24 protein-coding genes are annotated in these 23,281 nt (G+C 74.1%); 14 read left to right on the top strand and 10 right to left on the bottom strand.

What is annotated here, in order from left to right:
- Position 1 precedes the first annotated feature (1 nt).
- Both AOM02_RS01055 and AOM02_RS01050 read right to left on the bottom strand, forming a co-directional pair.
- A complete protein-coding gene (locus AOM02_RS01055) occupies positions 2–778 on the bottom strand; it encodes a hypothetical protein (protein WP_228373744.1) in 777 nt (258 codons plus the stop codon).
- Complete coding sequence (locus AOM02_RS01050) at positions 775–1,380, bottom strand: TetR/AcrR family transcriptional regulator (RefSeq protein WP_062295724.1); 606 nt, start codon at positions 1,378–1,380, stop codon at positions 775–777. The genes AOM02_RS01055 and AOM02_RS01050 overlap by 4 nt, the downstream gene beginning before the upstream one ends.
- 179 nt (positions 1,381–1,559) lie before the next feature.
- Between AOM02_RS01050 and AOM02_RS01045 the strand changes: the two genes are divergently transcribed.
- The gene (locus AOM02_RS01045) at positions 1,560–1,997 is read left to right on the top strand and encodes an OsmC family peroxiredoxin (RefSeq protein WP_062295722.1); all 438 of its coding nucleotides are present in this window, start codon (positions 1,560–1,562) and stop codon (positions 1,995–1,997) included.
- Here AOM02_RS01045 and AOM02_RS01040 read toward each other — a convergent pair.
- The gene (locus AOM02_RS01040; protein ID WP_062295720.1) at positions 1,994–3,406 is read right to left on the bottom strand and encodes an amidohydrolase; all 1,413 of its coding nucleotides are present in this window, start codon (positions 3,404–3,406) and stop codon (positions 1,994–1,996) included. The two genes, AOM02_RS01045 and AOM02_RS01040, sit on opposite strands and share 4 nt — an antisense overlap.
- An 88-nt stretch (positions 3,407–3,494) precedes the next feature.
- Here AOM02_RS01040 and AOM02_RS01035 point away from each other — a divergent pair, with 88 nt between their 5' ends.
- Positions 3,495–4,301, top strand: a complete 807-nt coding sequence (locus tag AOM02_RS01035) for an EI24 domain-containing protein (protein WP_062295718.1) — start codon at positions 3,495–3,497, stop codon at positions 4,299–4,301.
- Positions 4,302–4,368: 67 nt separating this feature from the next.
- On the opposite strand, the gene AOM02_RS01030 is transcribed toward AOM02_RS01035, so the two are convergent.
- Positions 4,369–5,250 carry a LysR family transcriptional regulator gene (locus tag AOM02_RS01030; RefSeq protein WP_062295716.1) on the bottom strand — a complete coding sequence of 294 codons (882 nt, stop codon included), beginning with the start codon at positions 5,248–5,250 and terminating at the stop codon, positions 4,369–4,371.
- A gap of 106 nt (positions 5,251–5,356) precedes the next feature.
- Between AOM02_RS01030 and AOM02_RS01025 the strand changes: the two genes are divergently transcribed.
- Both AOM02_RS01025 and AOM02_RS01020 read left to right on the top strand, forming a co-directional pair.
- Positions 5,357–8,722, top strand: a complete 3,366-nt coding sequence (locus tag AOM02_RS01025) for a bifunctional proline dehydrogenase/L-glutamate gamma-semialdehyde dehydrogenase (RefSeq protein WP_062296209.1) — start codon at positions 5,357–5,359, stop codon at positions 8,720–8,722.
- 97 nt (positions 8,723–8,819) lie between these two features.
- Positions 8,820–9,401 (top strand): dihydrofolate reductase family protein, encoded by a 582-nt coding sequence (locus tag AOM02_RS01020; protein ID WP_062295705.1) that lies wholly within the window; start codon positions 8,820–8,822, stop codon positions 9,399–9,401.
- On the opposite strand, the gene AOM02_RS01015 is transcribed toward AOM02_RS01020, so the two are convergent.
- Both AOM02_RS01015 and AOM02_RS01010 read right to left on the bottom strand, forming a co-directional pair.
- Positions 9,398–10,495 (bottom strand): FAD-dependent oxidoreductase, encoded by a 1,098-nt coding sequence (locus AOM02_RS01015; RefSeq protein WP_062295703.1) that lies wholly within the window; start codon positions 10,493–10,495, stop codon positions 9,398–9,400. The two genes, AOM02_RS01020 and AOM02_RS01015, sit on opposite strands and share 4 nt — an antisense overlap.
- 49 nt (positions 10,496–10,544) lie before the next feature.
- The gene (locus AOM02_RS01010; protein ID WP_062295701.1) at positions 10,545–11,066 is read right to left on the bottom strand and encodes a MarR family winged helix-turn-helix transcriptional regulator; all 522 of its coding nucleotides are present in this window, start codon (positions 11,064–11,066) and stop codon (positions 10,545–10,547) included.
- Between the two features lie 117 nt (positions 11,067–11,183).
- On the opposite strand from AOM02_RS01010, the gene AOM02_RS14175 reads away from it, so the two are divergent.
- From AOM02_RS14175 to AOM02_RS14170, 8 genes are all read left to right on the top strand, one after another.
- The gene (locus AOM02_RS14175) at positions 11,184–11,333 is read left to right on the top strand and encodes a hypothetical protein (RefSeq protein WP_156156021.1); all 150 of its coding nucleotides are present in this window, start codon (positions 11,184–11,186) and stop codon (positions 11,331–11,333) included.
- A 21-nt stretch (positions 11,334–11,354) separates the two neighbouring features.
- Positions 11,355–11,999 (top strand): CDP-alcohol phosphatidyltransferase family protein, encoded by a 645-nt coding sequence (locus AOM02_RS01005; RefSeq protein WP_062295697.1) that lies wholly within the window; start codon positions 11,355–11,357, stop codon positions 11,997–11,999.
- 30 nt (positions 12,000–12,029) lie between these two features.
- Positions 12,030–12,452: an FHA domain-containing protein gene (locus tag AOM02_RS01000; protein ID WP_062295695.1), complete on the top strand. Its 423-nt coding sequence runs from the start codon at positions 12,030–12,032 to the stop codon at positions 12,450–12,452.
- Positions 12,453–12,455: 3 nt separating this feature from the next.
- Positions 12,456–13,202: a transcriptional regulator FtsR gene (ftsR, locus tag AOM02_RS00995; RefSeq protein WP_062295693.1), complete on the top strand. Its 747-nt coding sequence runs from the start codon at positions 12,456–12,458 to the stop codon at positions 13,200–13,202.
- Positions 13,203–13,292: 90 nt separating this feature from the next.
- Entirely contained in the window at positions 13,293–13,865 is a 573-nt protein-coding gene (locus AOM02_RS00990; RefSeq protein ID WP_062295690.1) for a MerR family transcriptional regulator, read from the top strand.
- Positions 13,866–13,998: 133 nt separating this feature from the next.
- Positions 13,999–17,433, top strand: a complete 3,435-nt coding sequence (locus AOM02_RS00985) for a pyruvate carboxylase (RefSeq protein ID WP_439645387.1) — start codon at positions 13,999–14,001, stop codon at positions 17,431–17,433.
- A 32-nt stretch (positions 17,434–17,465) separates the two neighbouring features.
- On the top strand, positions 17,466–18,014 hold the full coding sequence (locus tag AOM02_RS00980; RefSeq protein WP_156156020.1) for a flavodoxin domain-containing protein: 549 nt from the start codon (positions 17,466–17,468) through the stop codon (positions 18,012–18,014).
- 194 nt (positions 18,015–18,208) lie between these two features.
- Entirely contained in the window at positions 18,209–18,367 is a 159-nt protein-coding gene (locus AOM02_RS14170; protein WP_156156019.1) for a hypothetical protein, read from the top strand.
- Here AOM02_RS14170 and AOM02_RS00975 read toward each other — a convergent pair whose 3' ends face one another.
- Positions 18,368–19,672, bottom strand: coding sequence for an FAD-dependent oxidoreductase (locus AOM02_RS00975; RefSeq protein ID WP_062295674.1), 1,305 nt, complete (start codon positions 19,670–19,672; stop codon positions 18,368–18,370).
- A 77-nt stretch (positions 19,673–19,749) separates the two neighbouring features.
- On the opposite strand from AOM02_RS00975, the gene AOM02_RS00970 reads away from it, so the two are divergent.
- The gene (locus AOM02_RS00970) at positions 19,750–20,094 is read left to right on the top strand and encodes an ArsR/SmtB family transcription factor (protein WP_062295670.1); all 345 of its coding nucleotides are present in this window, start codon (positions 19,750–19,752) and stop codon (positions 20,092–20,094) included.
- Positions 20,091–20,822: an aquaporin gene (locus AOM02_RS00965; RefSeq protein WP_062295668.1), complete on the top strand. Its 732-nt coding sequence runs from the start codon at positions 20,091–20,093 to the stop codon at positions 20,820–20,822. Before AOM02_RS00970 ends, AOM02_RS00965 begins: the two co-directional genes overlap by 4 nt.
- A gap of 21 nt (positions 20,823–20,843) precedes the next feature.
- Here the strand turns inward: AOM02_RS00965 and AOM02_RS00960 are convergent, their stop codons facing one another.
- The 3 genes from AOM02_RS00960 to AOM02_RS00950 form a co-directional block, all read right to left on the bottom strand.
- Positions 20,844–21,941 carry an ATP-binding protein gene (locus AOM02_RS00960; protein WP_082099391.1) on the bottom strand — a complete coding sequence of 366 codons (1,098 nt, stop codon included), beginning with the start codon at positions 21,939–21,941 and terminating at the stop codon, positions 20,844–20,846.
- Between the two features lie 96 nt (positions 21,942–22,037).
- Positions 22,038–22,607: a hypothetical protein gene (locus tag AOM02_RS00955; protein WP_062295666.1), complete on the bottom strand. Its 570-nt coding sequence runs from the start codon at positions 22,605–22,607 to the stop codon at positions 22,038–22,040.
- Between the two features lie 10 nt (positions 22,608–22,617).
- Positions 22,618–23,271, bottom strand: coding sequence for an IMPACT family protein (locus AOM02_RS00950; RefSeq protein WP_062295664.1), 654 nt, complete (start codon positions 23,269–23,271; stop codon positions 22,618–22,620).
- Between the last annotated feature and the right edge of the window lie 10 nt (positions 23,272–23,281).

The following is a 23,281-nucleotide window of genomic DNA, read 5'->3' as shown; positions in this document are numbered from 1 at the left end:
GTCAGTCTCCGAGGTAGTGGCCGACGCGGTCGAGGATCCGGCTCACGTTGTCGATCATGGGGATGAAGCCGCGCATGGCGAGGCGGCCGTCGCTGAGGCACGCCAGCGCGCTGGCGCGGCCGGCGAGCACGTCGCCGGCCACGTCGAGGTCGCGGAACGCGAGCGCCGCGCGGGCGGGGGACGAGGCGGGGGCCGGATCGAAGGTCAGCGCGTGGTCGCGCGCGTGGAGGCGCAGGCCGATCCCGTCGCCCACCTCGACCCCGATCTGACCGTCGGGGATGTGCGCGGCCGAGAACCGGCCCGAGCGGTCCGTGTTCGCGACCTGGGCGACCGCGGCGATGGCGACGTGCAGCGTGAGGCGGGCGCTCGTCGCGCGGAACGCGGGGTCCGCGAGGTCCTCGTCGGACGGCTTGAGGTAGCGGCCGAGGAGGTCCGTCATGGGCGCGAAGACCCGCGTGAGGAAGCGCAGGCCCGCCAGGCCGGTGAGGGGGAGGGGCTGCGCGGCGCCGTCGACCATGGCGTTGAGGTGCGCGGGGGAGCGCAGCAGGAGCACCGCCTCGCGCTTGCCCGCGCCGCCGGCGGTGATCGCGCCGTCCGTGAACAGCAGGGGGGTCTCGGCCATGCCGCGCACCCGCAGACGGACCACGGTGGGCCGGTCGACGGCGGCGAGGATCGCGGCCGCCTCCGGGGCGTGCGCCGCGAGCGCGGGGAGCGCGCCGAGCACGGCGAACAGGTTGATGTGCGCGAGGACGCGCGGATCGGTGTCGGTGAGCATCATCCCTCCGGTGCGGTGACGCAGGCGGCGAGCGCGCGTGCGAGGAAGCGGGCCGTCGCATGGGCGGCGTCGGTGTCGTGGTCGGCGAGCCAGGTGGTCGTGATCCCGTCGAGCATCGCGACGGCATGGCGGGCGAGCGCGTCGACCGGCTCGCGCCAGCGCACTCCGGCCGCGGCCGCGGCGGCGGCCAGCAGCTCGGCCATGAGCGCGAGGGCGGGCGCGTAGCCGCCGGGTGCGGGCGGGTCCCCGAGGCGGCTCCGCGAGGCCTGGAGCGTGAGCTCGAGGAAGGCGAGCTCGCGCGCGGGGCGTGCGGCGAGCAGGTCGACGTAGGCGGACAGGCCGGCCGCGAGGGCGTCCTCGAGGCCGGCGCCCGGCGCGGCCAGCAGGTGCTGGACCGCGAGGCGCTCCTGCTCCGTGACCGCCGCGGCCGCGGCCGCGAGCAGGTCGTCCAGGGAGGCGAAGGCGTAGTGCAGCGCGCCGAGCGGCATCCCCGCCTCGGTCACGATGGCACGCGCCGACGCCCCCGCGAGGCCGTCGCGCTCGACCACCGCGAGCGTGGCCTCCACCAGCGCGGCGCGGCGCTGCTCGACCGGCATGCGGGTCATGGCGGCGCCTCCCTTCATGTTGGACGGTCGTCCAACTTGAGAGGACCGTGCCATCGGCGTGGGAAGTCCCGCAAGAGCGCGCGCAAAGGTTTAACAGGGACGTAACGTGGGAGGTGGAGGGTGGACACCGGTCCGGCGGCACCCGTCGGCGGACGCGCATCGAGGCGAAGGAGGAGACCATGGAGGTCTCGAGCAAGGCGAGTGTGGACTGGTACAGCGGGCTCACCACCGGTCAGGGCAAGGCGACCCTGGCCTCCGGGAACGGGGAGTTCGAGGTCGACTGGAAGGCCCGCTCGGAGGGCCGCGCGAACGCGACGACGCCGGAGGAGCTGCTCGCGGCGGCGCACGCCTCGTGCTACTCGATGGCGCTGTCGTTCGCGCTCGAGCAGAACGGCACCCCGCCGCACTGGGTCAAGGTGGAGGCCGAGGTCAAGTTCGAGGCCGGCGTGGGCGTGAAGTCCAGCATGCTGACCGTGCACGCGAAGGTCTCGGGCATCGACCAGCTCGAGTTCTCGCGCTTCGCCGAGGACGCGAAGGACAACTGCCCGGTCTCGAAGGCCCTCGCGGGCGTCGACATCTCGCTCGAGAGCGCGACGCTCGAGGAGTCGATCATCTAGAGCGCGGCGTGCGTCACCCGTCCGCCCACGAGGGTGAGCGCGACGGGCAGGGTCCGCAGCGCATCGCCGGCGGCGGTCCACGGGTCGCCTTCGAGCACGGCGATGTCCGCGGGCGCGCCGGGCGTGAGCGCGGTGCGGGCGCTCGCCGCGAGCGCCTCGTCGACCGTCAGCGCGTGCTCGGCGTGCCACGCGGGACGCTCGCCGCGGGTGCGGCGCACGGCGGCGGCGATCGCGATCCAGGGATCCAGCGGTGCGACGGGCGCGTCCGACCCCAGCGCCACGGTGGCGCCCGCGTCGAGGAGCGCGCGCAGGGGGAATGCGCGGTGGGTGCGCCCGGCCCACAGCTCATCGGCGACGTCCCGGTCGTCGAGCGCGTGCTCCGGCTGCACGCTCGCGACGACGCCGAGCCGTGCGAAGCGCGCGACGTCCGCGTCGGCGAGCAGCTGCGCGTGCTCGATGCTGCCGCGGGCGCGCGTCGCCTCGAAGGCGTCGAGCGCGATCGCGTTGGCCGCGTCGCCGATCGCGTGGATGGCGCACGCGATGCCCGCGCCCGTGGCCCGCAGCATGAGCTCGCCGAGCGCCGCCGCGTCGACGTTCTGCATGCCGACCCCGCCATCGGGGTACGGGTCGCAGCAGTGCGCGGTGCGCGTGTTGAGCGACCCGTCCGCGATCACCTTCAGCGGGCCGTGCCGCAGCAGGCCGCGCGTCCCGGGGACCGCCAGGCCGGAGCGGGCGCCCGCCGCCACCCGCGCGTCGAGCAGGTCCGAGTAGAAGCCGGCGTCGACGCGCAGGCCGTCGATCCCCGCGCCGATGCGCGCGGCCCACTGGTCGACCGTATCGGCGAACTCGAGGTCGACCACGCCGACGACCCCGCGTGCCGACGCGGCCCGGACCGCGTCGGCCACCGCTGACCGGGGGAGCGGCACCGCGTCGAGCGCCACCTCGGCGGCGAAGGCCTCGTCCTCCCGCAGCAGCCCCGGCCGGCAGCCCAGCGCGAGCGCCGCGGCCGTGTTGACCCACGCCGTGTGGAGGTCCCCCGACAGCAGCACCGTGGGCGCCGGGCGCGCGGCGTCGAGCGCCGCCGCGGTGGGAGGCGTGGCCCAGGTGGCCCAGCGGAAACCGAAGCCGACGAGCATGCCGTCGGGCGCGGCCGCACGCACGGTCGCGCAGGCGTCCTCGACGGAACCGGCTCCCGACACGTCGAGGCGGCCCCGGGTGCGGGCCCACTGGCCGAAGTGCACGTGCGCGTCCCAGAGCCCGGGGACCACCCGGCGCCCGCCGAGGGCGAGCTCCTCGCGGCCGCGGCCCAGCCCGTCGCCGAGCGCCGTGATCCTGCCGTCGTCGATCGCGACGTCGAGCGGGCCGTCGTGGCCGCGCACGCGCGCGTCGCGCAGGATGAGGTCGTGCATGGGTGCTCCTCGCCGGATCCGCCCCGACCATCGGGCGCGCTGCGCGTCACTGTAGCCGCCGGGACACCCCGCCGTTAGCATCGGCGCCATGCCTCGAGCCAGCGCCGTCTCCTCCCGCGCGCGGGAGGTCGCGCTCGGCGTCCGCGCGGTCGTCGACGGCCTGCGCGCATGGGGGCGCGCACCGCGGCTGCTCGCCCTCGGCATGGTGCCTGGCCTGCTCGTCGCGACCGCGTTCGGCGTCGCCCTCGGCGTGCTCGCGGTCAATGTCGGCGCGATCGGCCGCGCCATCGCGGGGGCGCTCGGCGCCGACGACGGCTGGATCGCGTCCGTCGCCGCGGTGACCGCGTCCATCGCGGTGCTCGCCGCATCGTCCCTGGTCGCCGTCGCGTTGTTCGCGACGCTCACGCTGACGATCGGCCAGCCGTTCTTCGAGGCGATCTCCCGCCGCGTCGACGCCGAGCTCGCGGATGCCCCCGCCGACGAGCCGTGGTGGCCCGCGCTCGTCCGCGGGATCGGCGAGGGGCTCGTCACCCTCGCGATCTCGATCGGCGTGTCGCTGCTGCTGCTCGGCATCGGCCTGCTGCCGGTGGTGGGCTCCGCGACGGCCTTCGCGCTCGGCGCGCTCGTCGGCGGGCGCCTGCTGGCGATCGAGCTGGTGGCGTACCCCATGGCGAGGCGGGGGATCGTGGCGCGGCGCGACCGGGTGAGGGCGCTGCGGCCGCATCGGCTGCGCGTCATCGCCTTCGGCGCGACGGCCTTCCTGATCTTCCTGCTGCCGCTCGGCGCGGTGCTCGCGATGCCCGCGGTGGTGGCGGGCGCGACGCTGCTGGTCCGCGGCCTCCCCGCCCCACCTCCGTACGCTCCGCACGGATCTGGGACCGACACGCCGGACTGATCGGTCTGCACGGCCCTGATCCTCGGCGTGTCGCCAGCGGTTCCGTGCGAAGCGAACCGTCGCTTGCTCAGGTGGCGGAGGCCTCGAGGGCCGCCCGCACCGCCTCCACCGAGGCGTCGCGACGCGAGCTCGCGCGCATCGCGGTGAACACGGTGCGCCGCGGCCCGCCCTCGAGCGGCAGCACGCGCGCGTCGATGCCCGCGTACGCGACCATCAGGCCGGGGAGGATCGCGACGGCGAGCCCCTTCTGGATCAGCTGCACGTGCGCCTGCAGGTCGGAGCTCTCGAAGCGGACGTCGGGCTCGAAGCCGGCGACGCGGCACGTCTGCTCGGCGAAGTGGCGCGTGGCCGTGCCGGCGGGCTCCATCACCCACGCGGCCTCCGCGAGATCCGCCACGGTGGACGCGCCGGCCCACTCGCCGCCGACGGCGAGCAGCAGCTCGTCCCGCACGAGCGGCCGACGGACGATGCCGGGGTAGTGCGGGGCGGAGTGGTGCGGGTACTCCTCGGCCACGACGAGGTCGTACTCGCGCGCCCACGTGTCGGCGAAGGCCTCCTCGGGCTCGGTCTGCGTGACCTTGACGCGGATGCCGGGGTGGGACTCCCGCAGGCGCAGCAGCGCGCCCGTGACGAGGGTGAGGGCCGCGGACTGGAAGACCGCGAGCCGCACCGTGCCGGTGACGCGGCCCGAGGCGGCGCTGAGCTCGTCCTCCGCGGTCTCCATGATGTCGAGCAGCTCGTGGGTGCGCCCGACCAGCCGCTCGCCCGCGGGCGTGAGGATCACCCGGCGTCCCGAGCGGATCGTGAGCGGCACGCCGGCCTCCCGCTCGAGGCCCGCGAGCTGCTGCGACACGGCCGAGGCGGTGTAGCCGAGTGCGTCGGCGGCGGCGGCGATGGTGCCGCGCAGCGCGAGCTCCCGCAGGGCGACGAGCCGGACCAGATCGAGCATGTCGAAAGCATAAGCAGCGCTTACGGATATTCGTAAGTCTGGCGCGCTGGTGCTGTGGGGTTGTGCGGGCCGACACTGATGCCTTCACCGAAGGAGTCCCATGACCATGTCCCCCCTGGCTCCCGAGCGCCTCCACACCGCCGACGACACCGTCGCGCAGGTGCGGGCCTGGCTCGAGGCCGCACAGTCGCACCGCGTCGACGGCTCGGCGCGCCTGCTCGCGCGCATGCTGCGGGATCCCGAGGGGCTGCCGTTCCTCACCGACTTCGTCGACGGCATCGTGCGCCCCGAGGACACGGCGGTCGCGGCGGCGAGCCTGCGGCGCATGGCCGGACGGGACCACGCGTTCCTGCCGGGCTACCAGCGGATCGCGCTGCGCGCGGGCGCCCTCGCCTCCCACGCCGTCCCCAGCCTCGTGGTCGGCGTGTGCCGGCGCGTGGTCAGGGAGATGGTCGGTCACCTCATCGTCGACGCCACCGAGGACCGCCTCGGCCGCGCGCTCGCGAGGCTGCGCGCGCAGGGCAGCAACCTCAACCTCAACCTGCTCGGCGAGGCCGTGCTCGGCGGCGCCGAGGCCGACCGGCGCCTCGAGCGCACCCTCGCGCTGCTCGCGCGCCCGGACGTCGACTACGTGTCGCTCAAGGTCTCGGCCGCGGTCGCGCCGCACTCGCCGTGGGCCTTCGACGCCACCGTGGACGCGGTGGTCGAGCGCCTGGCGCCCCTCTACGAGCTGGCCGCCCGCAAGGACGGCGCGTTCGTCAACCTGGACATGGAGGAGTTCCGGGACCTCGACCTCACGGTCGCCGTCTTCACCCGGCTGCTCGAGCGGCCCGGGCTCGAGGGCCTCACCGCGGGCATCGTGCTGCAGGCCTACCTGCCCGACTCGCTCGGCGCGATGCGCCACCTGCAGGACTGGGCCGCGGCGCGCGTCGCCCGCGGCGGCGCGCCCATCAAGGTGCGCCTGGTCAAGGGCGCGAACCTGTCGATGGAGCGCGTCGACGCCGAGCAGCACGGCTGGCCCCTCGCGACGTGGGGCTCCAAGGAGGAGTCGGACGCGCACTACAAGCGCATCCTCGACCTCGCCCTCACGCCCGAGCGCCTCGCATGCGTGCGCCTGGGCGTCGCCGGGCACAACCTCTTCGACATCGCGCACGCGCTGCTCACCGCGCGCGAGCGCGGGGTGACCGACGGGCTCGACTTCGAGATGCTGCTGGGCATGGGCGAGCATGTCGCCGCCGCGGTCGCGGAGGACACGGGCCCCCTGCGGCTGTACACGCCCGTGGTCCACCCCGGCGAGTTCGACGTCGCCCTCGCGTACCTGGTCCGACGCCTCGAGGAGGTCGCGAGCCGCGAGAACTTCATGTCCGCGCTGTTCGACCTGGACGACGCGCGGACGTTCGCACGGGAGGAGGCGCGCTTCCGCGCGTCGCTCGCCCGGGTGGACGATGCGGTCCCCGCGTCGCACCGCGACGCCGCCCCCGCACCCGCGCCCACCACCGGGTTCGCGAACGCGGCGGACACCGACCCGTCCCTCGGGTCGAGCCGCGCGTGGGCCCGCGGCATCCATGGCCGCGCCGCCACCACCGAGGCGGGCCTCGCGACGCTCGCCGCCGCCCGGGTCGAGGACGATGCGGCCGTGGCCGCCGAGGTCGACGCCGCCAAGGCCGGCGCCGCCGCGTGGCAGGCGCGGTCGCCGGAGGAGCGCGCCGCGATCCTGCACGCCGCGGGCCGCGCCCTCGAGGCGCGCCGCGGCGACCTCGTCGCGGTGATGATGGCCGAGGCGGGCAAGACCATCGACCAGTCGGACCCCGAGGTCTCCGAGGCCGTCGACTTCGCGCACTACTACGCGGAGCGGTCGCTCGACCTCCACCGCCTGGCGGGCGCGCGCCCCGTGCCCCGCGACGTCACCGTCGTGACGCCGCCGTGGAACTTCCCGGTCGCGATCCCGGCGGGCTCGACGCTCGCGGCCCTCGCCGCCGCATCGTCCGTCGTGCTCAAGCCGGCCGAGCAGTCCGCCAGGTGCGGCGCCCTGCTCGCCGAGATCCTGTGGGAGGCCGGGGTCCCGCGCGACGCGCTGCGCCTCGTCGACATCTCGGCGGACGGCATCGAGGTCGGGCTGGGCGACGCCCTGCTGGGCCACCGGGCCGTCGACCAGGTCATCCTCACCGGCGCGTACGAGACCGGCGCGCTGTTCCACCGCGTCGCGCCCGGGCTGCGGCTCTTCGCCGAGACGTCGGGCAAGAACGCGATCGTCGTGACGCCCAGCGCCGACCTCGACCTCGCCGTGCGCGACGTGGTGCAGTCCGCGTTCGGCCACGCGGGCCAGAAGTGCTCGGCGGCCTCGCTCGCGATCCTGGTCGGGTCCGTCGCGACCTCGCGCCGCTTCCTCACGCAGCTCGAGGACGCCGTGCGGTCGCTCCACGCCGGCCCGGCCGACGACCCCACCACGCAGATGGGGCCCGTCATCGAGCCCGCTGGGGGCAAGCTGCTGCGCGCCCTCACCAGCCTCGAGCCGGGGGAGCGGTGGCTCGTGGAGCCGCGCCGCCTCGACCACGAGGGCCGGTCGTGGACGCCGGGCGTGCGCCTCGGCGTGGCACCGGGCTCGTGGTTCCACCTCACCGAGTGCTTCGGCCCGGTGCTCGGCATCATGACCGCGGACACGCTCGACGAGGCGATCGCGCTGCAGAACGGCGTCGACTACGGGCTCACCGCCGGGCTCCACTCGCTCGAGGCCGAGGAGATCACCCGCTGGCTGGACACGGTCGAGGCGGGCAACGTCTACGTCGACCGCGGCATCACCGGCGCGATCGTGCAGCGCCAGCCCTTCGGCGGCTGGAAGCGCTCGGTGGTCGGACCGACCGCGAAGGCGGGCGGCCCGTCCTACCTCGTCCAGCTCACCGGCTGGGAGCGCGCGGAGACCACGGAGGAGGCCGTCGCCGCACGCCTGCCGCTGCTCGACGACGCCCCGGCGTGGGTGCGCGCCGCGGCCGCCGCCGACCAGCGGGCCTGGGCGCGCACCTTCGGTGCCGCCGTGGACCGCAGCGGCCTCGCCGCCGAGCGCAACGCGCTCCGCTACGCGCCGGCGACCACCGAGATCCGCTGGGACGGCGTCGACAAGGCCGCGCTGCAGCGCGTCCTCGCGGCGCGGCTGCGGGCGGGCGGCACCGGCGGGCTCTCGTCCGCGGTCGAGCTCACCCCGCGCTTCCGCGCGCTCCTCGAGGACGCGGGCCTCGCGGTGACGGTCGAGACCGAGGAGGCCCTCGTCGCCCGCGTGTCGGGTGACGGCGCACGCGTCCGTGCGGTCGGCGCGGCGCCCGCGCAGCGGATCGACCTCGCCGTCTACGACGCCGCCGTGACCGGGGCGCCGGAGGTCGAGCTGCTGCCTTTCCTCAAGGAGCAGGCCGTCGCGGTGACGATGCACCGGTTCGGCACCGCCTGGCCCGTGGCCGACGCGGTGGTCGCCAGCCTCTAGACGAGCCGCGTGATCGGCGGAGGCGCACGGCGAGAGGGGCGCCCCCGCCGATCCACGCGGGGCTAGCCTGAGGGGATCCCGAGACAGGGGAGCGCCCATGGGCACGGTGGTCATGTACGGCTCGGTGTCGGTCGACGGCTTCATCGCCGACGACCACGACCGGCCCGGACCGCTGTTCGACTGGCTGGTGTCCGGGGACGTGCCGCTGGACGACGGCGGCGTCCTGAAGGTGTCGCGGGCCTCCCACGACTACACGCGGGCCTACTGGGACCGGATCGGCACGACCGTCGTCGGCCGCCGGTCCTTCGACCTCGCGGACGGCTTCGACGGCACCCCTCCGAGCGGGGTCGGCCACGTCGTCGTCGTGACGCACCGGGCCGCGCCCGCCGGCTGGGATCACGGGGCGCCGTTCGAGTTCGTCGAGGGGGTGGAGCCGGCGGTGGCGCGGGCGCGAGAGCTGACGGGCGACCGCATCGTCGAGGTCGCGGCCGGCGACGTCGGCGGCCAGGCGCTCGCCGCGGGGCTGGTCGACGAGGTCCGGATGGACGTCGTCGCCGTCGTGCTCGGCTCCGGCAGGCGCTTCTTCGGGGCGGTCAGCGCGCCGCAGCTCCTGGACGGGCCGGACGAGGCGGTCCAGGGGGACCGCGTGCTGCACCTGCGCTACCGGGTGCGTCGCTAGCGGCCGAGGATGTCCGCGATCGCCTTGGCCGTGGTGCGCGCGGCGCGGTTCGACGAGATGGTCGACGCCTGCGGGCCGTAGCCCGCGAGGAACAGCCCGGGCTCGCCGGGCACGCGGCCGTCCTCGACGACGATGCCGCCCGCGTCGTTCACCACGCCCAACGGCCGCAGGTGCGCGATCTCGGGGCGGAAGCCGGTCGCCCAGATGACGGCGTCGAGCGGGATCTCGGCGTCCTCGCGCGTGATCACGCCCGTCTCGGTCATCTCGGCGAACATCGGGAGCCGCTCGAGCCTGCCGGCGGCCTCGAGGCGTCGCACGAGCCCGGACCGCGGAAGGCCCGTGACGGACACGATCGACGGCAGCGGTCGCCCGGCACGCGCCGCCTCGTCCTGGATCGCCACCGCGACGCGGCCGCGCTCGGGGGAGAGCTCGACCTCCTCGTCGTGGAACGTGGGGGTGCGGCGCGTGAACCACAGCACCTCGGACGCGACGTCGCCGACCTCGTCGAGGAACGTGAGCGCGGAGGTGCCGCCGCCGACGACCGCGACCCGCAGCCCGGCGAAGGGGGCCGCACCGGTGTACGCGGCCGTCGTGACCTGCAGCCCGCGGAAGCGGTCGCGCCCGGGCATGAACGGCATGCGGGGGCTCGTCCAGGTGCCCGTGGCCGACACCACGACACGCGCGTCGACCTCCTCGACCGCCGAGCCGGTCGCCGCGAGCACCCGGTAGCGGTCGCCGGAGCGCTCGACGCGCGCGACCGTGACCGGACGCAGCACCTCGATCCCGTGGCGCTCCTCGTAGCTGCCGTAGTACTCGGACACGACCTCCCGCGCGGGCCGGTCGCCCGGCGCGGTCGAGAACGACAGCCCGGTGTCCGCCATGCCGGGGAGGTCATGGAGGTGGTGCGTGCCACCCAGCGTGAGGGACGACCAGCGGTGCTGCCAGGCCCCGCCGGGGCCCGGACCGCGGTCGAGCACGAGCACCTCGCGGCCGCTCATGAGGCCGCGGCGGCCGAGGTGGTACGCGACGGCGAGGCCGGCCTGGCCCGCCCCGATGACGACCACGTCGGCGGTGCGGTGCGTCCGGTCGGGCATAGGTCAACAGTACGTGGTCAGCGAAGGGATTCCGGCAGGCTCACGGCCGTCAGGAGGGGTAGCCGGCGGCCCGCAGCCCCAGCTCGACGCCGAGGCGGTCGATCTCGGCCTGGCAGCTCGTCGCCGGCGACGCGTCGAGGACGCGCAGGGCCACGCGGCCGACCACCTCGGCCTCGTCCTCGGGCACCACGTCGACGAGACCGTGCTTGAGGTGCGCGGCGAAGACGGGGAGGGCGTCCGCCAGCGCGCCGCGGCCCGCATCGTCCATCTCCACCCAGGTGCCGCGGTGGTCCTCGACGCAGGTCACGCGCTTCACGAGCCCGCGCGCCTCCATCCGGGACACGTGGTGCGAGATCCGCGACTTCTCCCAGCCGAGCATCTCGCCGAGCGAGCCCGCGCGCAGCCGGCCGTCGGGCGCGGCGTCGAGCGCCATGAGGATGTCGAGGTCGGGCACGGAGATGCCCACCTCGGCCTGGAGACGCTGCTCGAGGCCGGCCACGAGGCGGCGTCCCATCAGCGCGAGGGCTCGCCAGAGGGCCCAGTCGCGCGGCTCGAGGGCGGGGGTGGTCACGCCACCATGCTAGAGGCGGCCACGTGCCGTGTCACGGAGGCCGCGCGCCGCCCTCGCGCGGCGCCCGGGCCCGGCCTAGGCTGGAGACGTCCCTTGGACCAGCGATGGAGGTGGATCATGAGCGACGACAAGGTCCTCGACACCCGGCACTACAAGTTCGAGCAGATCAAGGCGAAGGAGCTCGCGCGGGGTGCGAGCGAGGATGAGGCCACCCGGATCGCGGCGGCGACCGTCGACAAGGTGATGGAGCAGGAGTCCTCGTCCTGACATCCCTCTAGACTGTGCGGCGTGGAAGCCGTCGAGCACCCTCGCCATGGGCACGTCCACCCGGTCCCGTCGACCGCGGTGTGGACGATCCCCAACGCCATCAGCGGCGTCCGCCTGCTGCTGATCGCGGTGTTCGGCGCGCTCCTGAGCGCGGACCGGGACACGTGGGCGATCATCGCGCTCGCCGCCGCCGGCATCAGCGACTTCCTCGACGGCTACCTCGCGCGCCGCTGGGGCCAGGTCACCCGTCTGGGCCGCCTGCTCGATCCCGCGGCGGACCGGCTCCTCACCGTGGCCGTGGTCCTCGGGCTCGCGTTCCGCGACATCATCCCGTGGTGGCTCGTCGCGCTGCTGCTCGCGCGCGACATCATGGTCGGCACCGTGCTGCTCATCGCGCATCACCACCACGTGCCGTCGCCGCAGGTGACGTTCGTCGGCAAGCTCGCGACCGCGCTGCTGTACCTGTTCCTGCCCATGGCGTACCTCGTGAGCGTCGCGTTCCCCGAGTGGGCGGTGCTCCACGGCGTCGCGATCGCCGGGGCGTCCGTCGCCGCGGTCTTCTACTGGTACTCGGGCGTGGGCTACGTCCTGGATCTGCGTGCCCGGATGGCGGCGCAGCACGGGCGTGGCGAGGTGTCGCCCGAGGGCCCCGCGGGCCTAGGATGAGCAGCGAACGGTCGAGCTGAAGGAGGCGTCATGACCTATGACGAGAGCCCCGTCGAGCGCACGATGTCGCTCGACTCCGCAGCCCCCGTGGACGAGGCGGCCCCGCACCGCCTGAGCTCGCAGGACCAGGCCGCCGTCGAGGCGCTCGGCCCGGACCACGCGCTGCTCATCGTCCACCATGGCCCCAACCTCGGAGCCCGGTTCCTGCTGGACGTCGACGTCACCACCGCCGGCCGGTCGGTGAAGTCGGACATCTTCCTCGACGACGTCACCGTGAGCCGCGAGCACGCGCAGTTCATCCGTGACGGCCACGCGTTCTTCGTGCGCGACCAGGGGTCGCTCAACGGCACGTACGTCAACCGGGAGAACGTCTCGGAGCGCAGGCTCGAGGCCGGCGACGAGGTCCAGATCGGCAAGTACCGCCTGACGTTCCACCCCGGCTCGCAGGCCTGACGGATGGCGCAGGCCGCACGTCCCCAGGCGGCGCCGGAACGCGTCGCGCAGGAGCCCACGGGATGCGAGGCGCCCGCGGCGCTCGTCGGCACGTGGCCGCACGCGCTGTCGCACGAGCCGATGCTCCGCGTGAGCGACGTCCTGGGCCTCGTGCAGCCGCAGTTCCCCACGCTCACCACGTCGAAGCTGCGCTTCCTCGACGCGAACGGACTGGTGTGCCCGCAGCGGACGTCGTCGGGCTACCGGCAGTACTCGCCGGCGGACGTCGAGCGCGTGAGGTTCGTGCTGCGCCAGCAGCGCGACCACTACCGCCCGCTCACCGTCATCCGCGAGCAGCTCGACGCGCTCGACTCCGGGCTCCTGCACGAGCCCGTCACCCTCACCGAGATCGGCGAGGCGCCCGACGACTACCTGACCGCGCAGGCGGTGGCCGAGCGTGGCGGGGTGACCCTCGCGACGCTGCGCGAGCTGGAGGACGCCGGCATCGTCGGCGCGTCCGTGCCGGACGGCTACGAGCCCGGCGTGCTGACCGTGGTCGTGGCCGCGGCCGCGTACCTCAACGCCGGCGGCGACGTGCGATCGCTGCGCACGCTGGTGCTGGCCGCCCGCCGCGAGGCGGACCGCGCCGAGGCGCATGCCGCGCCGCTGCGCCGCCGAGGCGGGGGAGAGGCCGAGGCCGCCGCCGCGGAGTTCGGCGAGGCGTCGATCGCCGCATTCTCCGCCGTCGTGCGGCACCAGGTGGGAGGATAGGCACGACGTCGCGCGACACGTGCGCGCGGTCGTTGACCCGGCCCCTCACCAGCCCTAACGTTTGAGTGAAGGTTGAACCTAGGAGGACAGATGACCGACGGACCCGGCCACCGCACACCTCCGCGGCTCGATCAGGGGGTCCTCTTCGACGACGGCCTCCCGCCGCTCGACGAGAACGCGGGCTACCGAGGTCCCACGGCCTGTAAGGCCGCCGGCATCACCTACCGCCAGCTCGACTACTGGGCCCGCACCGGCCTGGTCGAGCCCACCGTGCGCTCCGCGACCGGCTCGGGCACGCAGCGCCTCTACGGCTTCCGCGACATCCTCGTGCTGCGGGTCGTCAAGCGCCTGCTCGACTCGGGCGTCTCGCTGCAGCAGATCCGCAGCGCGGTCGAGCACCTGCGCGAGCGCGGCGTCGAGGACCTGTCCCGCATCACGCTGATGTCGGACGGCGCCTCCGTCTACGAGTGCACGTCCGACGACGAGGTCATCGACCTCGTGCAGGGCGGCCAGGGCGTGTTCGGCATCGCGCTGGGCAAGGTGTGGCGCGAGCTCGAGGGCTCGCTGTCCTCGCTGCCCGCCGACCGTGCCGACGACCCCGCGCGGGTCTCCGCGGTCGACGATCTCGCCGAGCGTCGCGCGCGCCGCAGCCAGGCCGGCTGAGCCTCCTCCCCGCATCGTCCCCGGGGACGATGCGCGCCCTCCTGCCCGCGCATCGTGCGGGCGGGGCGGCGCCCCGACACGCCCCGTCTCACCTGGTGGACGGCGGCTGACTGCCGTCCCGAAACCTGGCAGGATGGCCCCCAACGACGAAGGGAAGCAGATGTTCGCCAAAGTCCTCGTGGCCAACCGTGCAGAGATCGCCGTCCGAGCCTTCAGGGCCGCCGTCGAGAACGGCGCCGGCACCGTGGCCGTGTTCCCCTACGAGGACCGGATGTCCGAGCACCGCGTCAAGGCGGACGAGTCCTACCAGATCGGTGAGAAGGGCCACCCGGTCAAGGCGTACCTCGACATCGACGCGATCCTCGACGTGGCCAAGCAGGCCGGCGCCGACGCCGTCTACCCGGGCTACGGCTTCCTCTCCGAGAACGTCGACTTCGCCCGGCGCTGCGCCGAGGAAGGCGTGACGTTCGTCGGCCCGCCGCCGGAGGTGCTCGCCAAGGCCGGCGACAAGGTCGCCGCGCTCAAGGCCGCCCGCGAGGCCGGCGTCCCGGTCCTCGACTCGTCGGAGCCGTCGCGCGACGTCGACTTCCTCGTCGGCGAGGCCGACCGGATCGGCTACCCGGTGTTCGTCAAGGCCGTCGCCGGCGGCGGCGGTCGCGGCATGCGTCGCGTCGAGCGCCGCGAGGACCTCGTCGAGATGCTGTCGGCCGCGATGCGCGAGGCCGAGAACGCGTTCGGCGACGCCACCGTCTTCCTCGAGCAGGCCGTGCTGGGCCCGCGCCACATCGAGGTGCAGATCCTCGCCGACGCCGAGGGCAACGTGGTCCACCTGTTCGAGCGCGACTGCTCGCTCCAGCGCCGCCACCAGAAGGTGGTCGAGATCGCCCCGGCGCCTGCGCTCGACCCCGCGATCCGCGACGCCCTGTGCGCGGACGCCGTCAAGTTCGCCCAGAGCCTCGGCTACGTCAACGCGGGCACCGTCGAGTTCCTCCTCGCCACCGAGGGCGAGCGCGCCGGCCAGCACGTGTTCATCGAGATGAACCCGCGCATCCAGGTCGAGCACACCGTGACCGAGGAGGTCACCGGCGTCGACCTCGTGAGCTCGCAGCTGCGCATCGCCGCCGGCGAGACGCTCGAGGACATGGGGATCCGCCAGGAGGACATCCGCGTCAGCGGCTTCGCGATCCAGACGCGCATCACCACCGAGGACCCGGCCAACGGCTTCCTGCCCGACACCGGCCGCATCGTCGCCTACCGCTCCCCGGGCGGCGCCGGCATCCGCCTCGACGGCGCGACCGGCATGGCGGGCAACGAGATCACCGGCCACTTCGACTCGATGCTCGTCAAGCTCACGTGCCGCGGCCACGACTTCGCGACCGCGAACCGCCGCGCCCTGCGCGCGCTCGCCGAGTTCCGCATCCGCGGCGTCACCTCGAACATCCAGTTCCTGCGCACCGTGCTCGCGCACCCCGACTTCCAGACGGGCGGCTTCACCACGTCGTTCATCGAGACGCACCCCGAGCTGCTCGACCTCGCGACCACGCCGGACCGCTCGACCAAGCTGCTGGCCTTCCTGGGGCACACCACGGTGAACCGCCCGCACGGCGAGCACGCCGAGGTCTTCGTGCGTCCCGCGGACAAGCTGCCGCAGATCGACCTGTCGACCGAGCCCCCCGCGGGCTCGCGCCAGCGCCTGCTCGAGCTCGGGCCCGAGGGCTTCGCCCGCGCGCTGCGCGAGCAGAACGCGCTCGCCGTGACCGAGACGACGATGCGCGACGCGCACCAGTCGCTGCTCGCGACCCGTGTCCGCACGTACGACCTGCTCGCGGCGGCCGGACACGTGTCCCGCATGACGCCCGAGCTGCTGTCGATGGAGGCCTGGGGCGGCGCGACCTACGACGTCGCGATGCGATTCCTCTCCGAGGACCCGTGGATCCGGCTCGAGGACCTGCGGGCCAAGATGCCGAACATCGCGATCCAGATGCTGCTGCGCGGCCGCAACACGGTCGGCTACACGCCGTACCCGGACGAGGTCGCCGTGGCGTTCGTCGAGGAGGCGGCCGCCACCGGCATCGACATCTTCCGCATCTTCGACGCGCTCAACGACGTCGAGCAGATGCGCCCGGCGATCGAGGCCGTGCGCGGCACAGGCACCGCGGTGGCGGAGGCGACGCTCTGCTACACGGGCAACATGATCTCGCCGTCCGAGAAGCTGTACACGCTCGACTACTACCTGCGCCTCGCCGAGCAGCTGGTCGAGGCGGGCGCGCACATGCTCGCGATCAAGGACATGGCGGGCCTGCTGCGTCCCGCGGCCGCGGCCATCCTGGTCTCGCAGCTGCGTGCGAACTTCGACCTGCCGGTCCACCTGCACACGCACGACACGGCGGGCGGCCAGATCGGCACGCTCCTCGCGGCGGCGGAGGCGGGCGTCGACGCGGTCGACGTCGCCAGCGCGGCCATGGCCGGCACCACGTCGCAGCCCCCGATGTCCGCGCTGATCGCGGCCCTCGAGCACACGACGCGCGACACCGGCATGTCGCTGGCGGCCGCGCAGGACCTCGAGCCCTACTGGGAGTCGGTGCGCCGCCTCTACGCGCCGTTCGAGTCCGGCCTGCCGGGCCCGACCGGTCGCGTCTACCACCACGAGATCCCCGGCGGCCAGCTCTCCAACCTGCGCCAGCAGGCGATCTCGCTGGGCCTCGCGGACAAGTTCGAGGCGATCGAGGACATGTACGCGGCGGCGAACCGCATCCTCGGCAACCTCGTGAAGGTGACGCCCTCGTCCAAGGTGGTGGGCGACCTCGCCCTGCACCTCGTGGCAAACGACGCGGACCCGGCCGACTTCGAGGAGAACCCGGACAAGTACGACCTGCCCGACTCGGTCATCGGCTTCCTCGCAGGCGAGCTGGGCGACCCGCCCGGCGGCTGGCCCGAGCCGTTCCGCACCAAGGCCCTCCAGGGTCGCGACGTGGAGCGGAAGATGGCGGAGCTCACGGACGACGACCGCGCCGTGCTCGCGGAGCCGGGCGAGGCCCGTCGCCGCCGGCTCAACCACCTGCTGTTCCCCGGGCCCGCCAAGGACTTCGACCAGGCGGTCGACAAGTACGGCGACATCTCGGTGATCGATACGTTCCACTACCTGTACGGCCTGTCGGTCGGCTCGGGTGAGGAGGCCGTGATCGAGCTGCACCGCGGCGTGAAGATCATCGCGACCATCGAGGCGGTCGGCGAGCCCGACTCGCACGGCGAGCGCACGGTCATCTTCAACTACAACGGAGGCATCCGGCCCATCCAGGTGCGCGACCTGTCCGCGAAGGTGGACGTGGTCGAGCGGGAGCGGGCGGACGCCTCGAAGCCGGGCCACATCGCCTCGCCGTTCACGGGGCTCGTGACGCCGCGCGTGGCGGAGGGCGACGAGGTCGAGGCCGGCCAGACGGTCGCGGTGATCGAGGCGATGAAGATGGAGTCCTCCATCACGTCCTCGGTGGCCGGCACGGTCACGCGGGTCGTGATCGGCGGCTCGCAGTCGCTCGCGGGCGGCGACCTGGTGCTCGTGGTCGAATAGAACCGGTGGTCGGGGACCATCGTCCCGTCGGCGTGACGACGCGTCACGGGACGATGGTGCCGTTCACCCCGGAGGAGGTCACCATGAAGGTGCTGGTAGCGGTCGGATCGAAGTACGGAGCGACCCGCGAGGTCGCGGAGCGCATCGCGGAGGAGATCCGCGATCACGGCTTCGAGGTCGACCTGCAGGACGCGTGCGACGTGCAGGGCATCCACTACTACGAGGCCGTGGTGCTGGGCTCGGCCGTCTACGGCGGGCTGTGGCGACGCGACGCCTCGGGCCTGGTGCGCGAGCACCGCGACGAGCTGCGCGACAAGGACGTGTGGATGTTCTCGGTCGGCATGGAGACGGTGGTGCAGCCGGGCCAGCCGCTCGACGAGGCCGACGGCTTCGCCGAGGACATCCAGGCCCACGACCACGCCCGCTTCCCGGGCGCGCTCGACTGGGACAAGCTCAACGTGGGGGAGAAGGCGCTGATCCGCGTCCTCAACCCGCCCAAGGGCGACTTCCGCGACTTCACCGCGGTGCGCGAGTGGGCGTCGGGCGTCGCGACGCAGCTGGAGTCCATCGCCGCCGCGTAGCGCGCCACGTCGGAAGGGCCGCTCCCCATCGCGGGGGAGCGGCCCTTCCGCGTCCCCGGCGACGGCACGATGCGACACCCGGGTGAGGCGTCCATCGTCGCCGCCGGGCGCCGCTACGCTGGGGAAAGGTCCCCGCCTGGCAGCGGGGCCGGTGCGATCCATCGGTCCTCGCGGAACGACTCGATGGAGAGTTCATGTTCACCGCAACCGCGGCGGCCGTCACCCTCAGCGCCGCCACCACGCCCGCCACCTCGTTCGCCCCGGGGTTCTACCTCATGCTGGCCCTGCTCGCCGCCGGCATCGTCGGCACCGTCACCACGGCCGTGCAGAACCACCACCGGCGCCACCGCTGATCAGCAGCAGCCGCCGTCGTCCGTCGAGCACACGCCCGTCGCGGGCAGCACGAGCTCCACGACCTGGGCGGCCGCGACGTCGCCGGCGATCCAGGCCACCACGGAGCGGACCTGCTCGTAGCCCGTCTTCAGCAGGAACGTCGGAGCGCGCCCGTACGACTTCATGCCCACGATGAACAGCCCCTGCTCGGGGTGGGCGAGCTCGCGGAAGCCGTGGGGCTCGACCGTGCCGCACGAGTGCTCGTTGGGGTCGATCAGCGGGGCGAGGCGTCGCGGCGCCTCCACGACCTCGTCGACGTCGAGGCGGATCTCCCGGTAGAGCGAGAGGTCCGGCCGGAACCCGGTCGCGTTCACGACGAGATCGGTGCGGTGCGTGACGAGGTCGCCGCCGCGGCGGCCCACCAGTGCGACCGAGTCGCCGTCGCGGCGCGCGCCGACGGTCTCGAAGCCGTCGAGCAGCGCGACGCGGCCGTCGGCGACGGCGCGCCGCGCGCGGGCCCCGAGCGAGGCGCGGCCGGGCAGGCCGTCGGCATCCGAGTCGGTAACGCGGTCCGGGCTCGCGCTGCGGATGGCCCAGGTGACGCGCGTGCCCGGCTCGTCGCGCGCGAGCGAGGCGAGGGCCAGCACGGTGTTCGCGGCGGAGTGCCCGGCGCCGATCACGGTGGTGTGGCGGCCGGCGAAGGCCTCGCGGTCGCGGCCGAGGACGTAGGGCAGGGCGGGCAGGACACGCTCGGCCACGTCCTCGAGGCCGGGCAGCACCAGGCCGTTCGAGGCGACAGAGTTGGGCGTGAGGTACGTCCCCGAGGCGTCGATGACCGCCCGGTAGGTCGTGTCGACGACCGTGCCGTCGGAATCGCGGGTGCGGACCACGAACGGCGCGGCGGCCCGGCCGCGCGTGCGGGTGCGGTCCATGCCCTCGCGCGTCACGTCGGTGACGGCGACGGCCAGGCGCAGGCGCTCGGCGATGCCCGGCAGCGCGGCGAGGGGCACGAGGTACTCGTCGACGAGCTCGGCGCCCGTGGGGGCACGGTCGGGCCTCTCGAGCGTCCAGCCGCGCACCTCGAGCAGCTCCTGCGCCACCGGGTCGACGAGGTGGCGCCACGGTGAGAAGAGCCGGGTGTGGCCCCACGCGCGGATGCTCGCGCCCACCGCGTCGCCCGCCTCGAGCACCACGAAATCGATACCGCGGCGCAGCAGGTGCGCGGCCGCGGCGAGCCCGATGGGGCCGGCGCCGATGACCGCCACCGGGAGGTGGTCGTTGGCGGGCCGGGTCGCGGTCCGCGGGGTGAGGTCGAGCAGGGTCATGACGCCTCCAGATGTCTTCGGTCGTCGAGTCTGCCTCGCTCTATCGATCTCTGTCAATATCGACTATCGTCGATGTCATGACCGAGATCGAGATCACGGACGTCACCGCCGCGTGCGGCACGTCGCTCGTCGGCGAGCCCCTCAGCGAGGCGGCCGCCGCGGACCTGGCCCACACCATGAAGGCGCTCGCCGACCCCGCCCGGCTGCGCCTGCTGTCGATCGTGGCGGCCTCCGCCGGGGGAGAGGCGTGCGTGTGCGACCTCACCGGACCCGTCGGCCTCAGCCAGCCCACCGTGTCGCACCATCTCAAGGTGCTCACCGAGGCCGGCTTCCTCAGCCGGTCCAAGCGGGGCACCTGGGCGTACTACGCGCTGGTGCCCGGCGCGCTCGACCGCGTCTCGCGCGCGCTGGGCGCCGCATGAGCGCCGCGCGGGCACGCGCCCTGCTCGCCGAGCTGCTCGGCACCGCACTGCTCGTCACCGTCGTCGTCGGCTCCGGCATCGCCGCGGCGGAGCTGTCCCCGCACGACGTCGGCCTGCAGCTGCTCGAGAACGCGATCGCGACCGCGCTCGGGCTCACGGTGCTCATCCTGATGTTCGGCCCGGTGTCGGGGGCGCACTTCAACCCGGTGGTGTCGCTCGCGGACTGGTTCCTCGGTCGCCGCTCCGGCCACGGGCTGTCGCTCGGCGAGGTGGGCGCCTACTCGGTCGCGCAGATCGTCGGCGGCATCGGCGGCGCGATCCTCGCGAACCTCATGTTCGACGTCGACACGCTGCTGTCGACGAAGGACCGCGCGACCGGCCCGCACCTGCTGGCCGAGGTCGTCGCCACCGCCGGCCTCGTCCTCATCATCTTCGCGCTCGCCCGCTCCGGGCGCGGCGCGCTGGCGGCGCCCGCGGTGGGCGCGTACATCGGCGCGGCGTACTGGTTCACCAGCTCGACGTCCTTCGCCAACCCCGCCGTGACGATCGGCCGCGTCTTCTCGGACACGTTCGCCGGCATCGCGCCCGCGTCGGTGGCCCCGTTCATCGGCGCCCAACTCGTGGGGCTCGCCGTCGCGATCGGCCTGGTGCTCGCGCTCTATCCCGATGCGGGCGAGGCCGCCGACGACGTGGTGGTGCCGCACGACGAGGCGGCCGCGCGGGACTGAGCCGCGCATCGTCCGCGCGTGTCAGAGCCGCGCGCGGAGATGCTCCCGCAGGTAGGGGAGCGCGAAGTCGACCTGGCCCCGCCCGACCTGAACGATCACGCCCGCGTCGAGCAGGCGCCGCCGGTACGTGTCCGCGTTCTGACGGGCCATGCCCGTGCGCTCGGCCAGGTCGACCATGCGCGACGGGCCGCCGTCGAGCGCCATCGCGCGGAGCATGTCGAGGTCGCGGGGCGACAGGTCGGCCAGCGCGGTCTCCGTGACGAGGGTGCCGAGCCGCTCGCGCGCGGCGTCGATGCCCGCGTCGACGTCGGCGCGCGTGATCCGGTCGCCGGACGCGGCGCGCCACACGTGGAAGCCGACGAGCTGGATGAGGAACGGGTAGCCATGCGTCGCCTCGGCGGCGGCGCGGGCGGCGTCCTCGTCGATGGTGCGGCCGTTGTCCGTGACCGTCTGGACGAGCGCCTCGTGCACCTCGTCGATGTCGACGTCCGCGAGCACGTGCTTGTCGGCGCGACGCAGGAACGTGAGCACGCGGCCCTGGGTGTCGCTGCGCAGCAGGTCCGACACCGCGGACGGCAGCCCCGCCATGACGATCGCGAACTCGCGGCCCTCCCGCACGAGGTGCTGGGTGATGAGCGCGAGCTCGCGCAGGTCGTCGGAGCGCGCCTGTACCTCGTCGACCGTGATGAGCAGGCCGGTCCCGTCCTTCTCCAACGTGTCGAGCAGGCGGCCGATGCGATGGCGCACGCCCTCCGTCAGCTGGGGCGTGAGCTGCGTCTCGACGGAGCCGAGCCCGCCGATCGACACGCCGGTGACGCGGCGACGCGCGCGCGGGTTCACCCCGTCCAGCAGCCGGTCGACGGCCTCGCCGATGCGCGCGAGCATGCCGGGGGAGGCCGACTCGTCGATGACGAGCCAGCCGTGCGCCATCGCCCGGTCACCCGCCTCGGTGAGCATGACGGTCTTGCCGGTGCCACGGGCGCCGGTGAAGATGGTGATGCGCGCGGGGTGCCCCGGACCGGCCTGGATGCCCTCGTCCACCTCCGCGAGGGGGGCGTCGCGGCCCACCAGCAGGGGAGGGACCGCGCCCGCGGTCGGCTTGAAGGGGTTGACCGCCATCGCCGCCTCCTTATGACGCCTTGTTACATCTTGGTACTTTGCCACGGGGGTCCGACAGCGGGACGATGCGGCGCCCGGCTTGCCCCTGAGCAGGGGTTACGCGTCGCAGCTCTCGTACGCCGCGCGCGTCACGTCGACGTGCAGCTGCGCGTGGCCCGCGTACTCGAGCGCGGTGTCGAGGTCGTCCGTGGCGAGCGTCAGGGTCGCCCACCCCACCACCCGCTGCGGGTGCGACGCGAGCGACGGGAAGGTGTTGTTCGTCTCGGTCCACGCGCCGATCGCGTCGATCACCTCGGCCCAGCGGGCCTGCGGGCGCTCCCACGAGCCGCCCAGGACGTCGCGCTCGACGCACGGGTTGACCGCAGGGTCGTGCACGAGCCCCGGCTCGCCCGCGTCGCCGGGCAGCAGGCCCAGCTCGGACTCGCCGGCGATCACGCCGTCGCCGTCGGCGTCGCCGTAGAGCGGGCCGCCGGGACCCATGACGAGGTTCCGCGAGGCCTCGGCGGCGGCGTGCGCCTCCTCGATCGTGCCGGCCTCCGACCACTCCTGGACGGCCGTCTCGAGCTGCGCGAACTGCGCGGCGACGTCCTCGGGCATGTCCGACGGGGTGCTCGACGAGCACGCGGCGATCGCGAGCAGCGGGATCACCATGAGCACACGTCGCATGACGCTCACCCTATCGAGAGGGAAGGTCGACCACCCGGATCTCGCCCGCCCGCGCGGCGATCGCGCCGCCGGTGTGGGCCGCGAGATCGGCGTCCAGCGTCGCGATGTCGTCCTCCGCGACCCAGAGTGACAGCGTCGCCGCCTGGCCGTAGGCGGGGGAGTCCAGCACCGCATCGTGCGTCCCGACCCACTGGTGGAGGAACGCGAGCACGCGCCCGGCCTCCGCGTGCGGGACCTCCATCGTGACCTGGGTGCGCAGCGCGCGGCCGACGATCGTGGCCTCGTCGAGCGCCGAGGCGACCGCGGTGCCGTAGGCCCGCACGAGGCCGCCCGCGCCGAGCAGCACTCCGCCGAACCACCGGCTCACGACGGCGACGACGTCGGTGACCTCGCGTCGGCGGAGCACCTCGAGCATCGGCACCCCGGCGGTGCCGGCGGGCTCGCCGTCGTCGTTGCTGCGCTGGCGGTCCGCGTGGGCCCCGACCACGAGCGCGGTGCAGTGGTGGCGCGCGTCCCAGCGGAGCTTGCGGATCGCGGCGATGACCTCGTCGGCCTCGTCCATGCCGGCCACCGGCGCGAGGTGCGTGAGGAAGACCGACCTCTTGATCTCGAGCGTGTGCTCGACCGGCGCCGCGATGGTGCTGGGGAGGCGGCCGGTGGTCACCCGGGCAGGG

It is taken from the genome of Demequina maris (assembly GCF_000971155.1).
GTDB classification, from domain to species: domain Bacteria; phylum Actinomycetota; class Actinomycetes; order Actinomycetales; family Demequinaceae; genus Demequina; species Demequina maris.
Note: the sequence above shows the minus strand (reverse complement) of the source record. Positions and strands in the feature narration are given on the sequence as shown.

What these genes read in the sequence shown, in the direction of transcription:
- AOM02_RS01040 (WP_062295720.1), bottom strand. Translation starts at nt 3,406, where the DNA reads ATGCACGACCTCATCCTGCGCGACGCGCGCGTGCGCGGCCACGACGGC.
- AOM02_RS14175 (WP_156156021.1), top strand. Translation starts at nt 11,184, where the DNA reads ATGAGCGACGACAAGGTCCTCGACACCCGGCACTACAAGTTCGAGCAG.
- AOM02_RS00985 (WP_439645387.1), top strand. Translation starts at nt 13,999, where the DNA reads ATGGCCCCCAACGACGAAGGGAAGCAGATGTTCGCCAAAGTCCTCGTG.
- AOM02_RS00965 (WP_062295668.1), top strand. Translation starts at nt 20,091, where the DNA reads ATGAGCGCCGCGCGGGCACGCGCCCTGCTCGCCGAGCTGCTCGGCACC.
- AOM02_RS14170 (WP_156156019.1), top strand. Translation starts at nt 18,209, where the DNA reads ATGTTCACCGCAACCGCGGCGGCCGTCACCCTCAGCGCCGCCACCACG.
- AOM02_RS01055 (WP_228373744.1), bottom strand. Translation starts at nt 778, where the DNA reads ATGATGCTCACCGACACCGATCCGCGCGTCCTCGCGCACATCAACCTG.
- AOM02_RS01045 (WP_062295722.1), top strand. Translation starts at nt 1,560, where the DNA reads ATGGAGGTCTCGAGCAAGGCGAGTGTGGACTGGTACAGCGGGCTCACC.
- AOM02_RS01030 (WP_062295716.1), bottom strand. Translation starts at nt 5,250, where the DNA reads ATGCTCGATCTGGTCCGGCTCGTCGCCCTGCGGGAGCTCGCGCTGCGC.
- AOM02_RS01025 (WP_062296209.1), top strand. Translation starts at nt 5,357, where the DNA reads ATGTCCCCCCTGGCTCCCGAGCGCCTCCACACCGCCGACGACACCGTC.
- AOM02_RS00990 (WP_062295690.1), top strand. Translation starts at nt 13,293, where the DNA reads ATGACCGACGGACCCGGCCACCGCACACCTCCGCGGCTCGATCAGGGG.
- AOM02_RS01050 (WP_062295724.1), bottom strand. Translation starts at nt 1,380, where the DNA reads ATGACCCGCATGCCGGTCGAGCAGCGCCGCGCCGCGCTGGTGGAGGCC.
- AOM02_RS01020 (WP_062295705.1), top strand. Translation starts at nt 8,820, where the DNA reads ATGGGCACGGTGGTCATGTACGGCTCGGTGTCGGTCGACGGCTTCATC.
- ftsR (WP_062295693.1), top strand. Translation starts at nt 12,456, where the DNA reads ATGGCGCAGGCCGCACGTCCCCAGGCGGCGCCGGAACGCGTCGCGCAG.
- AOM02_RS00975 (WP_062295674.1), bottom strand. Translation starts at nt 19,672, where the DNA reads ATGACCCTGCTCGACCTCACCCCGCGGACCGCGACCCGGCCCGCCAAC.
- AOM02_RS01000 (WP_062295695.1), top strand. Translation starts at nt 12,030, where the DNA reads ATGACCTATGACGAGAGCCCCGTCGAGCGCACGATGTCGCTCGACTCC.
- AOM02_RS00955 (WP_062295666.1), bottom strand. Translation starts at nt 22,607, where the DNA reads ATGCGACGTGTGCTCATGGTGATCCCGCTGCTCGCGATCGCCGCGTGC.
- AOM02_RS01035 (WP_062295718.1), top strand. Translation starts at nt 3,495, where the DNA reads ATGCCTCGAGCCAGCGCCGTCTCCTCCCGCGCGCGGGAGGTCGCGCTC.
- AOM02_RS01015 (WP_062295703.1), bottom strand. Translation starts at nt 10,495, where the DNA reads ATGCCCGACCGGACGCACCGCACCGCCGACGTGGTCGTCATCGGGGCG.
- AOM02_RS00970 (WP_062295670.1), top strand. Translation starts at nt 19,750, where the DNA reads ATGACCGAGATCGAGATCACGGACGTCACCGCCGCGTGCGGCACGTCG.
- AOM02_RS00960 (WP_082099391.1), bottom strand. Translation starts at nt 21,941, where the DNA reads ATGGCGGTCAACCCCTTCAAGCCGACCGCGGGCGCGGTCCCTCCCCTG.